Raw genomic sequence first — 13271 nt, forward strand, 5'->3', positions numbered from 1 at the left:
GCGCATCTATCAACCTGTTTACCCTATTTATCCGAAACTTACCGATTGTCAGGCTTATGTTAACGGGACAGCAGTGAAATGAAAAATAAACGGCTAAGAGCACAGTTTTACTGGAATTGGAGAATGCTATTCTTGACCTCGACTAATTAATATACTTGACGAGCATCAAAGATTGCTCCGGATAAAGGCCGTGATCCATGCTTCAGACACTGGATCACGCCCGGCAGCTGGTGCAGCTTTTAACGATTGTCACGATAGTTGTAACTGCGTTTTTCCTGCAATTGCTTGCGCTGCTCTTCGTTCAATAACTGGTAAATCCGGTTTTGGGCCTCAACATGGTTCTCCAGCATTTGCCGCTGCAAGTCGGTCATAGTGCTGTAGGCCTTACCGACCTTGTCAGGCTCCGGGGTGGGATTGCTGTACAGCTTGCTCATGTCAACCCCGCTGTCTTGCGCTTTTTTCATCAGCTCCCACTGCTTGTCCCGCGTCTCGCGCATGATCTGCCACGCCTGTTCGCGCTGCTTGTCATTCAGGTCCAGTTGCCATAGCGATGGCCCCATGCCCATATGCCCCATGCCCATGCCAGAGCCATCCATCATGCCCATACCCATGCCCATGCCGGAGCCATCCATCATGCCCATGCCATAGCCGCGCATCCTGCGGCTATCATCGTCATACATCATCCCACCTCGCTCAGACATCATGCCCTGTTGCGCATAAGCGGCCTGGGTGACGGGCAGACAAAGCAGACCGAGCAGGATGAACTTGGGTAATAAAGTGTGCTTGATCGTTTTCATGTAACACCTCCTGTGTACTTGATGAGAAAACCACGTAGAAAAAATATACCTGCCCATTGTGGGATAGAACATATGTCTGACAACCGGGCCGGCGCTATTGCCGACAAGATGTTCATACTGGACTCGGTGCCCCCAATAAGTCTTTGATATTTGTCAATGGCAGGCTGCTACTGAAGCAGGAAGGGATTTTATCGGCTGTTCGAATGGATGATGCAAGGCGTGGGCATTGAGAATGATAAGCCGTTACCGCCCGGGATCCCGACCAGCACCGTACTCTTTCACCATAGCCGGGTCGTGCGGCGGATAACGATGACTAGGCGGTCTGCGCTGCTGCTTCGCCGCAGGTAAGCCGTTCACAGGCTTTCGCCAGGGCGTCGTCATCGCCTACGTTTCCCGGGAAGATGACCACGGGCAGTTCGGGGTAGCGACTATGTGTTGTCGGGCAGCGCACAACCGAACAGCCGGGCAGGATCTGGCCAAGAACACGCGAAGTGCGTAAATCCAGTCCCTTGCTCAGCACGTCATTGGAAGTGATGCCACCTTTGCTGATCAAAAAGCCGATGCTTTCGGGCAGGGTTCTGACGATGTCCATCAGGAAATCGGAGACCAGGCACCCGAACGCAAGTCGTTGCGCCTGCGTGGCAAAGGTCTTTTCCACCCGGCTGGTAAATATGACGGCTGTTTTGCCGGCCTGATGCACGGCCTTGATCCTTTCCGCTATTGATCGAGACAGCGTTCCCCGCCTGTCAGTAATCGCCTCGACATCGACCTCAATGGCCACGACCATGGGCAATTTCAATAATGCCTCAAGCTGTTGCGTGGTTTTCCTGACATGCGAGCCGACGATGACGGCACCCGCTCTGGCGTTACGCACGTAGCGATGCATCTGCTCTGCCGCGACAGGCTGCGGAGGCAGTTGTGCCAGCGCGGTGAGCAAACTCGCCGCGCTCCGGAACAGGAACCGCTTACCTTCGCCGGCGGCGGTCATTAGCTGGCGGCAGAAATGATCCAAATCGGCCTGCGTTTCGGCATCAACCACACAGCACTGGTTATCGCTCAATGCCAGCAGCCGCGGCAGGCTGTCAGCTCGCACGTCTTCCAACTGGAAACGCGTAACCTGATCGGCGCGAATGCGTCCGCCGGTCTTTTCTTCCACGTAGTCCGGCAGGTAGCTGTGCCTGAAAGCGAATACCGAGTCATTCGCAAACTCGGTTTCGTGAACAGGCACCGGTTCACCGTCCACCAGTAGATAGTGAATACTGTTACGCGTGATGCGTCCACCCTCGAAAAAGGCCGGCACCAGGAAGTGCGCATCAAAGGGCCCCAGCTCTTCGGCAATCACATCGGTCTCGACCGGGTAGTGACCGCGCAGGGTGGAATCTGAACGACTAACGACCAGCGGCTGAATCGCTTCGCCGGCGGCCTGTAGATCCGCCAGCGCTTCTTTGAGGTTAATGCAGACTTCACACGTAATGTCTGCCGCGGCCCTGGCATCCATGCCGCGCGTATTGGTTAACACAAAAAACAGCGGCGCGGCATCCTGCAGGCCTTCTTTCAGGGTGGCCGTGTCCCAACGTGTGAGTAACAGGCAGCCGTGTACGGTCTGTGAGCCGGTTGGATCATCATCAAGCACAATTATTCTGGTATTGGCCATTGGCTTTGCCTCTGCAGTTTTCTTTAATGCCCTTGCCCCTCCCGAAACAGGAGAGGCAAGGCACAACCGTTTACTTCATCAAGGTCTCGACACGCTCGACCATAAGCTCGGGCGAGATACCGTTGAAGTCCATGATCTCTGCCGGTGAGGCCGTGGTTTCGCCACGCTTCCAGCATATGGTATCCCGTCGCGGGGCACGGGTACGCAGTAATGCCGGTTCCAGTGGCGCACTTGGCCCGCCACTCACTGCGAGCAGGACATCGCCATCAAACAGCGCATTGAAGTCATCATCAGGCATGAACTTGTTATCCGGCTGGGATACGGTATCCCATGCAATATCTGTTGGCCGGTATAAACGCCGCGGGTTAAGTATGGCAACAATGCGGACCTTGTAGCCCCCGGCCTCCAGTCTGTCCCTGGCGGCAAAGACCGGCAGGAAGACCATGTCACCGGTAACAGCGAAGACAACCGTGCCCTTGTCACCGGATGCGGATTCATAAATCGTTGCCGCGCCTTCCTCCAGTGCGTTGCGGGCATCGCTGATGCTCATATAAACCGGCAACGGGCTCTTCGAGGCAATGATGACCATGCCCTTGTTGAAGCTGCTGGTCGCATACTCATAAGCCGCCTGCATGGCATTGGCGTCACACGGGAACAACGGGTAGACGTTACCGTTCCGCATCATGGCAGCGAAATAATTTTCGATCTCCGGGCGTTGATGCGTCCAGCCATTACGGCCCTGCTCCAGGGCACCCGCCGTGAACATGGTAACGATGGAAGGTGTCTTGCGGCGCAATTCCGCCATTGCCTGGGTGACGGTCTGCACAATCGGCCAGCCGTTGATGGCAAATGATTCATATGACAACCATAGTGCGCGCGAACCAAACAGGGCCAGCCCGGCGGCAAAACCGGCACAGGCATCTTCATTCAATGGTTCATAGACCTGCCCCTCAGGCCCCTGGTTGTATAACGGGTCTGTTGTTGGATGACGTATTTTCAACGCCTCATTGATGTTTTTCATCGCTGATGCTTCGTTACCATCGGCGTTGGCGACCACAAAGCGCTTGTCCGCCTGGCCAAGCTGCGCAACCAGCGCACCCATGGCGGTAGAGGGCACGGCTTTTTCACCTATCGCGAATTCCTGCATATTCAGTTCAGGCATGGGCGTGATGTCCAGTTCGGACTCAGTAACCACGGTCTTGCCGGCAGGGCCTCCGCCTGCACGCATGAAATTGTCACGGACAATCTTCCAGGCGGCTTCCGGCAATGCCCTGCGCTGCAGGCCTTCAATAATATGCGGTTGATCCAGAGTGTCTGTCGGATACAGGTTATGTGACCTGGCGCCAACCGTGTGTACACCGGCACCTTTCAGCTGCTTGATAATAAAGGCTGTCAGCTTGCCACTCATGGCAGACTGCGCAGCCTTATCCATGCCTTCGAGGACAGCGCGGGTAAAGGCAAGACGGTTTTCCATCGAGAAAACAGTACTGTCTACATATGCCCCTTGCTGGTCCTTGTCATCGAAGTCCCTGGCATCGATCAGAATGACTTCTTCAAACTTGTGTCCCTTCCAGTAGTCAATCATTTGCTCGTTATTGTGCAATGAGACCATGGAGTGATGCTCCTGCGAATAACCGTTCCAGATCAAGACCGGCAGGAAATTCGTAACTTCAGGATAGGCGGTATTGAAATGCATCATTGCATTCAAAACATAGGGCTCGCCCATGCCGCCGTCACCGATGGTGACGGGGAACAACTTATCCCGGTGCAGGTACGCACCGGCCATCGCGAAATGCTGACCCTGCCCCAGCGGACCGGCCGGCGACAGCAGACCGGGGATCGCACCAGACAAATGCCCCAGCAGGCCATGCTTTTCGCGGAAGCGCTGCATCATGTCATCCATCGTGTAAATGCCCATCGCTTCGAGTGAGCTATCGAGGAACATGGAGGAATAGAATCCCGGCGCATGATGGCCGACCTCGGTCACAATATTCGTATGCCCCAGCATCATCAGGGAGGCATGCGCTTCGGCGCTGGAGGCAAAGCCACCCGGGTGGCCCGAGCCTTTCGAGCCACAGACCTGCAGGGTGATATAGCGCAGGGCATCCGCGCCCAGCAGCGTCTGGTAGACAGCGGTCGCATCCACGCCGGCGATGGCAGACTGCCCTTCGGCAATAACCGCCGCGGCCGCGGATTTATCGAAATCGGCCCAGGCCTTGCCATAGTGTTGAATACCCTGGCAAAAATCAGGTCGCTCGGTGAGTGTTTCAGCGGAACTGGTGCTCATGACGACGTCCTCCATCGTATCGAATCCCGCCTGCAGGTAACCGGGATTTCATAATCTATGCTAAATTTCACATTGTGAAATATTGGTGTGAAACAAAAAGCGGTGGGGGTTAATTCACCGCTCAAATCGACTTGCATGGACAATATCCGCTAATCTATAATTTCGCAATACACAATCGTTTTCATAATGTGAAACATGGAAAAAGCCACCGTAAAAATACAAGTAATTGACCGCGCAGCTCGCCTGCTGGAGGCGATTGCCAGCAGTCAAGCGCCGGCCAGCCTGAAGATTCTTTCCGCTGAAACCGGCCTGCACCCGTCGACCGCGTTTCGCATACTTGGCTCATTGGCCGAAGTCGGTTTCGTGCAGCGAGACAGCGCGGGTTACTACTATATTGGTCGCAAGATAGGCCACCTGGCGAATAGCATCGAACGCGGCGTTGATGTCCGCGACGAGGCCCGCAGTATCATGGAAGACCTGCGCGATGAAATCGGCGAGACCATTAACCTGACCGTGCGTGAAGGTGATGAAGTCATTTATGTCGAACGGGCCACCTCTAACCGCATGATGCGTGTTGAACAGGTTATCGGCAGTCGCGCGCCCTTGCATGTAACCGCCGTTGGCAAGCTCATGCTTGCCGAACTCGGTGATGAATTTATCCGTGCATATGCTGAGCGCACGGGTCTGCGGGCCTATACCGGGCATACTCTTGCAACCTTGAACGACCTGAATAAAAGTGTCCATGAATCGGCCGCAAGGGGCTTTGCCTATGATAATGAAGAGGCGGAAATTGGCGTGGGCTGTATCGGCGTATTGATACATGATCATGCCGGCAATGTTGTCGCCGGCCTGTCCATCTCCGCGCCCATTGAACGGCGTAAAGATGAATGGGCCGCTGTGCTGGAACAAGCCGCCAAAAAAATATCTGCAAGGTTGTAACTTCAGGCAATGTGGTTAAAGTCGGCAAGAAACTGCCGGAAGTCTGCTTTCCGTAAAGGTTTGCTGTAATAATATCCCTGCACAACCCTCACGCCATTGTCACGAAGGAATTGCAGTTGCTCGAGGGTTTCAACGCCCTCGCCGACAATGGAAAGGTTAAGGCTATCAGCCATGGCAATCATCGCCCGACAGAGCGCTACATCATTACTGTCGCCCGGCACATCACGCACGAATTGACGGTCGATCTTGATCTCAGTGAAGGGGAATTTTTTAAGATAACTCAACGACGAGTAACCCGTACCAAAATCGTCGAGCGACAGCCCCATGCCAAGATCACGTATCTCGCCCAGCAGGCCACGAGTTTCCTTGCTGCCCTCCAGCAAAATGCTTTCGGTGATTTCAAGCTCAATGTTTGTCGGATTAATGGCATGGCGCTCTATTGTTTCATTGAGTAGCTTGAAGAAGCCTGTATGCTTGAGCTGTCGAGATGATATATTGATAGACATACGCAAGTCTGTATGCCCCGCACTATTCCAGGCCGCCAGATCCTGACAGGCCATATAGAGAATCCATCCACCAATATCATAAATCAGGCCGGTCTCCTCGGCGACAGGAATAAACCTGACCGGCGAGACCATACCCAGTTTTTTGTTATCCCAGCGGATCAACGCCTCCACCCCGACTACCTCACGCCTTTCCACATCAACCTGCGGTTGATAGACAAGGAAGAGTTCATCGTTAACGATCGCCTGTCGCAGCTGCTCTTCCATTTCAAGGCGCTCGCTGGCCTGTCGGTTGATATCCGAGGTATAGAAACTATAGGTATTTTTGCCGCTGTCTTTGGCGCGATACATGGCAGCATCCGCATTACTGAGCAGTTCAGCAACCGTTGTCCCGTCATAGGGATATGTGGCAATACCAATACTGGCCGTGACGTGAAACTCCCGGTCATTGATCCATATCTGCTGCGTAAGCCCATACAACAATTTCTCGGCGATATGGCCGGCATCAAATGGTTCACGCAGATCATCGAGAACAATAAGAAACTCGTCACCACCCCAACGCGCCACCGTGTCACCGCTACGGACGGGGTTTTCCAGAATCTTGGCCACTTCGCTTAACAGCTTGTCCCCTACCATGTGACCAAGTGTGTCATTAATGGTCTTGAAATTATCTACATCAATAAACATTAACGCGGCGAAACGATTTGCCCGCATGGCATGCCTTAATGCCTGTTGTAACCTGTCCGTCGCCAGTACCCTGTTAGGCAAGCCGGTGAGTTGATCATACGAGGCCTGGCGTATCAGGGCATTTTCAGCATGCTTGCGCGCGGAGATATTATTGGCAACATGTACAATAAGATCACTGTTACTCTCTCCACTAAAAGGTGACAGGGTATATTCAAACCATTCATTGTCATGCTTGAGCAGCTCATATTCACTCAGCGACTCACCTGCCCGGATATGTCTACAGATAACACAATCAGACTCGTCGGCCTCTCGGGAATGAAATAATGCATGCACACCATGCTCAAGAACAAGCTCGGGGCGGGTATTAACAGCCTGACAAGCCGCGCGATTGACCTGCTGGATGACACCCTTTCGGTTTACAACCACCGTTGGCATGGGCACAGCATCATAAGTACCCGATGTGCGTGCCATGACCTCGAAGGGTTCACTCAGGGTTGTTTTAACCACGGCCAGGAAGATTAGCCAGAAGGACAGCAGCTTGAACAAATGACCGGCCACCATCGCCCCGCCATATATAGATATATAGAGCGTGAAGCAGAGTTCTGCGGCGATTGTCAGCATGACTGACCATACTATCAGGAGAAAAACGCGTCGTTCTATGAGCGTCTGTTTATTACTGAGAATCAATAGTGACAACAGCAGCATGAAGATAATGACATATTCACTCGCGATCTTGAACGTCGTCAGGCCGATGCCATCGACATAGGTAACCGGAAAATAGCCACCGAAGACGAGGATGATGCCAAGTATCACACCACTGCTGAAAAAACTGATGGCAGCCAGCCGGTTAACGCGACGGGTCAGGAAAAAGGGCGCTATGAGCAACAGGCTCGCCTCCAGAAAGCGGGAAATAATCCAGAACTGAATACCCGTATCCGGGCTATCAGTCGGAAATATCTGCAGACCCTTGAAAGTGAATGTGTGCAGCAGGTCAAGAATGCCGATCCAGAAATAACCGGCACCCAGTAACATCAGGTAATGGTTGCGGGAAAATTTATAGGTATGCCAGGCGACCACCGAGAGCAGGATAGCCACCATGACGGCAAACAGCTCTGCCAGGGTATGGAAGAGCAGGAAGTTGTAATCACTGATGATGATTAGAAGGATTGATAACAGTAACGGCGCCACCCAGCTGCTCCAGCTGGCAAAAGCCGCCTGTATGCGATCGACGACACTCACCTGACTGGTGCTGTCCACCGCGATCGCCATGTTACTCTGCAATTCAGACATCTATATCAATCACCCACCCCGACTACTTCAAACAGTATAGCCAGAAATAGCGAAAGATCACGCCATTGCTCTCCCTGTGCAGTCAACAGCAGATAATGTGGTCATGCCAGGAACAACTTTCTCAGAGTATTTACCCCTGCTACAAGCCGTTAGCGGAAAGTTTGTACAACGATAGTCCATACTTGCATAAATTTAATCTATCCGGGATATACGTCGCTGCATAATGCTATGGCCATGTCTTTAGCACTTTATAAACCACTCCTTCCGGAACGGTAAGCGATTCGATGAGGCAGAACCGGTCCACCCGCCAGTCAATCGGTTCGACCGCCATGTCGTAAAACGTTCTCACCTTGCGCATCAGGGACAGGTGCGCTGCAAACGGTCGTTCATCCAGAAGGATATCGCAGTCACGCAGCCCCTGGTTAAGGTTCATGACCAGTTGCCCCAGGGCAGCGGGAGTTTCACTCGCCCCGAGCCATAAGACCTTCGGCCGCTTGAACCAGCCGAGGTGATCAAAACGTAAGGTAAACGGTAGCACGGAAAGGGAAGCGGCCACGTGTTCTGCACAGGCGCGCTGCGCGTCACTGACCTCACCGAGAAAGGCCAGCGTGAGGTGCAGGTTGTCGAGATGCACCGCCTTGCCCTCGTGGTTTTTCCGGGCCTGGTGGAGCACATTGGCACAGGCACTGCGCACGGCATCATCCGGCCAGAGGGCAAAGAACAGGCGCTGCCTGTGTTGCGCTGTATCCGCTTCAGGCGCTGGCATGGTCCTGGAGAATGTCGAGTACCCCTTGCAGACCTTTCTCAACGGCCTGCCGGCGCACGGCCTCGCGATCACCACTGAACAACTCACGGCAACTGATGGTGCGGCTGTTATGCATGACCCCGGCGACACGGTCGGCGAGACACCAGGCAAAACAGACCGTGCCCACCGGCTTCTCCCTGGTGCCGCCACTGGGACCGGCGATGCCGCTGATCGCCACCGTAATCGCGGCACGGCTCTGGGCAATGGCACCTTCAGCCATGGCCTCGACAGTGGCCTCGCTGACCTCGCCGTTAACGTCGATGACCGCGGCCGGCACGCCGAGTATCTGCTGCTTGGCATCGCGGTTATAGACGGTAAAGCCACAGTCAAACCAGGCTGAACTGCCCGGCACATCGGTCATGCACTTGGCGACCCAGCCACCGGTGCATGACTCAGCCGTGGCCATGACGATGCCCTGGCCGTTAAGTGCCTGGCCGACGCGCTCGGCCAGCGAATAGAGAGATTTATCCATTTACTTAGTGTCGCACACTGGATACGAAAAACCAGACCCCAGAGACTACGAGTTATAAATCATCCCCGTCAGTGCGTGGTTGATCGGCAGATTCTGTCAGGCTCATGGTGTCGCATGGTCTGAAACTCACGCCGGATCCTGTGGTTATCCTGAGCATGTTTTATATTCCCCAGCAGCCTGAGATTTACCGCTTCATATTCAACAATGAGGATGCATTTATTTTTCCAGGTTTCCGGCATTCGATATCGGTCTCGGATTATTCGCCCGGCGGCAGGTAAGCATCAACAACCCCCAGAAATTCCGCCACATTTATTGGCTTGGTGAGATATTCCCTGAAACCGGCGGCCTTGCCACGCTCGATATCACGGGACATGGCACGGGCCGTAAGAGCAATTACCGGAATATTCTTAAGGTCAGGTTCTGCCTTGAGTACCTCCATCACCTGGTAACCGTCCATACCCGGCAAATTAATATCCAGCAGGATCAGATCGGGCTGCCTCGCTGTAGCCAGCTCGATACCCAGGCCCGGCGTATGCGCCGTGGACAAGTGAATATACTTACGCCGACCGAGTATCTGGGTCACGAGCTTGAGGTTAACCGGGTTGTCCTCGATATAAAGAATCGTGTAGTGCCAGGCATCGGTATTTTCATCTACAAGGCCATCGCCTGCACCGGCGTCTTCGCCCCGAGTGGTAGAGTGCATGGATGGCACTATCGATTCGATGGGCAGCTCGATCCAGAATGTGCTGCCAACACCCATTTCACTCTCGACGACCACACGCCCCCCCATCATCTCGATAATACGCCGGGTCAGCGTCAGGCCGATGCCGGTGCCTTCGATCTTGCTATTTTCGGCATCGAGACGATTAAATGGCTGGAATAATTCATTGATGCGCTCTGCGGGGATACCGGGGCCTGTATCACTTACGCCGATACACAAATAATGCTCATCACTCGCCTGGATTTTCAGCTCAACACTCCCTCCTTCGCGATTATACTTGACGGCATTAGATAACAGGTTCAACAGTGCCTGCCTGAGGCGAGTGCGATCTGCGCGTACCACCACACCGGCCAGCCCGTGATGACTGAGGTGAATAGCGCGTTTGCTGGCCAGGGGGGTTACGAAACTCAGGCATTCCTCAACAACGGGGCATATCTCTATCTGTTCCAGTAACAGGTTAATATGACCCGACTCGACTTTGGCCAGGTCCAGTATCTCATTAATCAGGTTCAGCAGATGGTCCCCGGCCTTGCGTATCTCACGTACATCAACCTTGTGCTCTTCAGCCAGGTTTTCTTCATATTCGAGCAATTGGCTGAAACCGATAATCGCATTCATAGGTGTGCGTAACTCATGGCTCATACTGGAAAGGAATTCTGACTTCGCCTGGTTAGCGCGTTCAGCTTCGTCACGAGCATCAGCAAGTGCCAGTTCGGCACGTTTCCGGTCATCGATGTCTTGCACCACGCCCAGCATCTGCAGGGGCTTGCCTTTATCATCGCGAACCACATCACCGCGTTCCAGTAACCAGCGTACGGTTCCGTCCTGCCACTGCACGCGGTGCTCGATCTCGTAAGGAATATCCTGTTCAATGCAGGCATTGATAGCATTTACCACCGCCTCGCGATCATCAGGATGTACTGCCGCCAGGAAATTATCATAGGTGGTTTCCACATCACCCTCTACATAGCCGAACAGCGGCGCAATACGCTCCGACCAATACAACTCACCGGTCTGAATATTCCATTCCCAGGTGCCGATGTTGGCAAACATCTGACCGCGGCGCAGCCGCTCCTTGTGATGTGCCATTGCCTGCTCGACCCGACGCCGCTCGAGTTCCGCAACAATGCGGCTGGCAAAAATCTGCAACACGGCGATTCGCCTGCTCGCATCGACAAGAGGTTCATCATCCATGATCACCACATAGCCAAGGATCCCCTCTTGCGAATGCAACGGGACGCCAATAAAGCTTTCAATACCCTTTTCAGCCAACCAGGTATCTTCAGGAAAGCGTGCCGCCACATTATCGGCAAAGCTTGTTATCGTGCCATCCAGCAGGCGTTCACAAGCGCTGCCTTTAATCGCGTAACTGAAGTTTTCGATATTTTTATCCGTATCCCAGAATGCCATGGTCCGGAACCGGGAAGCATCGTGCTGATCATGCTCGACAATAAAACCGATACGCACACGGCAGGCCCGCGCCAGACCCTCAGCCACTTTTGCAAAGAATACCTGGCCGGTTACCGGTGCCGTGCTTTCCACCATGACCTGCAACGCCGCCTCGTGTTCCTTGACATCGGTGATCTCGGTACGGATAGATACATATTGATAGGGCTTGCCATCAGCCCCCATAAACGGGGTAATCGTCGAAGCCACCCAGTACAGACTGCCATCCTTGCGTCGGTTACAGACATCACCCTGCCAGGTCCTGCCCTCAGATACGGTAAGCCATAAGTCACGAAAAAATTCGGACGGATGAATATCGGATTTGATCAGACGGTGGTTTTGCCCGAGTATTTCATTACGCTGGTAACCACTGATCTCACAAAATTTATCATTAACCTGGATGATATCGCCACTGGCATCAGTAACACTGACAACCGCGTGCCGATTGACCGACCGATGCTCACGTTCGCGCTCATAGAGGCTGTTCTTCAGGCGATGCTGTATCACCTTATTCTGACGCGCACGCCGGACCCGGGCAGTAACAGCGGAAATCAAATGCTCCGCTTGAACGGGCTTGACGAGAAAATCATCCCCACCCAGGTTAAGCGCCAACAATTGCTGGGACATGTCCGTCTCGGCCGAGAGGAAAATAATCGGTGTCTGCAGTTGTACATCCTGCTCACGCAGAACTGCTGCCAGTTCCAGGCCGCTGGCATCCGGCATATAAACATCCATCAGAATCACGTCAGGCGAAAATTCTTCAACAGCCTCCAGGGTCTTCAGTGGTTCCGACAGGGCATAAACGTTCATGCCGGCACTACGCAGGATGGCGGACTCGACTTCCAGCAATTGCGGGTCATCGTCCACCAACAGTACGCGATAAGGTTGTCCCGGCTGGCGTCCCGATACAACTTCGAGTACATCAAGCACCCGGCTTGTCTCGTACGGCTTGGTGATATAGCGGCAAGCCCCCGCTCGAAACGCCTTCAGCCTGGATAGCAGGTCATCACGCACCGAAATAACCACCACCGGGATCCCGTTCTTGCCCAGGTTAAGTTCGGTTATCAATTCGATGCCGGCATCTTCACCCTCTGGAAAGACCAGGTCCATCAAAACAACGACCGGACGCTCACTATCGTTACGTAAAAAAGCCGTGCGAAAGGCAGCTGCGGAGGTGAACGCCTCGACCCGGTAACCCTCATCCTGCAAGGCATGCCTCAGCAATATCGCCTGCTCTGCATCCTCTTCCACCAGGTGAATCAAGGGTGACTGATTAGTCTGTGTGACTAATTCGGGGGCTGTCAGATTGGCAACGTTACTGTTCTGCGCAACCCGCACCAGGGCATCGATTCGCACAAATGCCGCATTCACGCCCCGCCACTGCGCCGCAGTAAGAGCTGTGCCGGTTTGAGAGACAGTCGATAACAGGACTTCCATATTCCGTGCCGCTCTGGATAATGAATGCAGGCCGTGCGTATCGGCCGAGCCAATCAGGCCATGTACAAGACGATGTAGTGTTCGGGCCTCTTCCTCTTGCCAGCTTGCCGTTTCGAGAGACTGACAGTGGCCGCGAATAGCCTCCAGCCGGAGAGGAAGCTGCTCGATGAACTGCCAGCGAAGCTTGGCAAGTACTTCGGATACAGATTCTGTCATAGGATGGTCCTCGGATA

8 protein-coding genes are annotated in these 13271 nt (G+C 53.9%); 1 reads left to right on the forward strand and 7 read right to left on the reverse strand.

The genetic code is table 11. From position 1 onward, the window contains the following. Positions 1–239 precede the first annotated feature (239 nt). The 3 genes from RQ738_RS04440 to RQ738_RS04450 all read right to left on the reverse strand — a co-directional run bounded on the left by RQ738_RS04440 (position 240) and on the right by RQ738_RS04450 (position 4738). Positions 240–797 carry a Spy/CpxP family protein refolding chaperone gene (locus tag RQ738_RS04440; protein ID WP_314162367.1) on the reverse strand — a complete coding sequence of 186 codons (558 nt, stop codon included), beginning with the start codon at positions 795–797 and terminating at the stop codon, positions 240–242. Between the two features lie 313 nt (positions 798–1110). Continuing rightward, the gene (locus RQ738_RS04445; protein ID WP_314162369.1) at positions 1111–2451 is read right to left on the reverse strand and encodes a four-carbon acid sugar kinase family protein; all 1341 of its coding nucleotides are present in this window, start codon (positions 2449–2451) and stop codon (positions 1111–1113) included. 70 nt (positions 2452–2521) lie between these two features. After that, the gene (locus RQ738_RS04450) at positions 2522–4738 is read right to left on the reverse strand and encodes a phosphoketolase (RefSeq protein ID WP_314162374.1); all 2217 of its coding nucleotides are present in this window, start codon (positions 4736–4738) and stop codon (positions 2522–2524) included. A 195-nt stretch (positions 4739–4933) separates the two neighbouring features. Here RQ738_RS04450 and RQ738_RS04455 point away from each other — a divergent pair, with 195 nt between their 5' ends. After that, entirely contained in the window at positions 4934–5677 is a 744-nt protein-coding gene (locus RQ738_RS04455; protein ID WP_314162377.1) for an IclR family transcriptional regulator, read from the forward strand. 2 nt (positions 5678–5679) lie between these two features. On the opposite strand, the gene RQ738_RS04460 is transcribed toward RQ738_RS04455, so the two are convergent. The 4 genes from RQ738_RS04460 to RQ738_RS04475 form a co-directional block, all read right to left on the reverse strand. Beyond that, on the reverse strand, positions 5680–8157 hold the full coding sequence (locus RQ738_RS04460) for an EAL domain-containing protein (RefSeq protein ID WP_314162382.1): 2478 nt from the start codon (positions 8155–8157) through the stop codon (positions 5680–5682). A gap of 226 nt (positions 8158–8383) precedes the next feature. After that, positions 8384–8923 (reverse strand): RNA 2',3'-cyclic phosphodiesterase, encoded by a 540-nt coding sequence (thpR, locus tag RQ738_RS04465; protein ID WP_314162384.1) that lies wholly within the window; start codon positions 8921–8923, stop codon positions 8384–8386. Further along, positions 8910–9434: a CinA family protein gene (locus tag RQ738_RS04470; RefSeq protein WP_314162385.1), complete on the reverse strand. Its 525-nt coding sequence runs from the start codon at positions 9432–9434 to the stop codon at positions 8910–8912. The genes thpR and RQ738_RS04470 overlap by 14 nt, the downstream gene beginning before the upstream one ends. A 256-nt stretch (positions 9435–9690) precedes the next feature. After that, a complete protein-coding gene (locus RQ738_RS04475; protein ID WP_314162386.1) occupies positions 9691–13254 on the reverse strand; it encodes a response regulator in 3564 nt (1187 codons plus the stop codon). Positions 13255–13271: the final 17 nt, after the last annotated feature.

It is taken from the genome of Sulfuriflexus sp. (genome assembly GCF_032250955.1).
In the GTDB taxonomy this organism is placed as follows: domain Bacteria; phylum Pseudomonadota; class Gammaproteobacteria; order AKS1; family AKS1; genus Sulfuriflexus.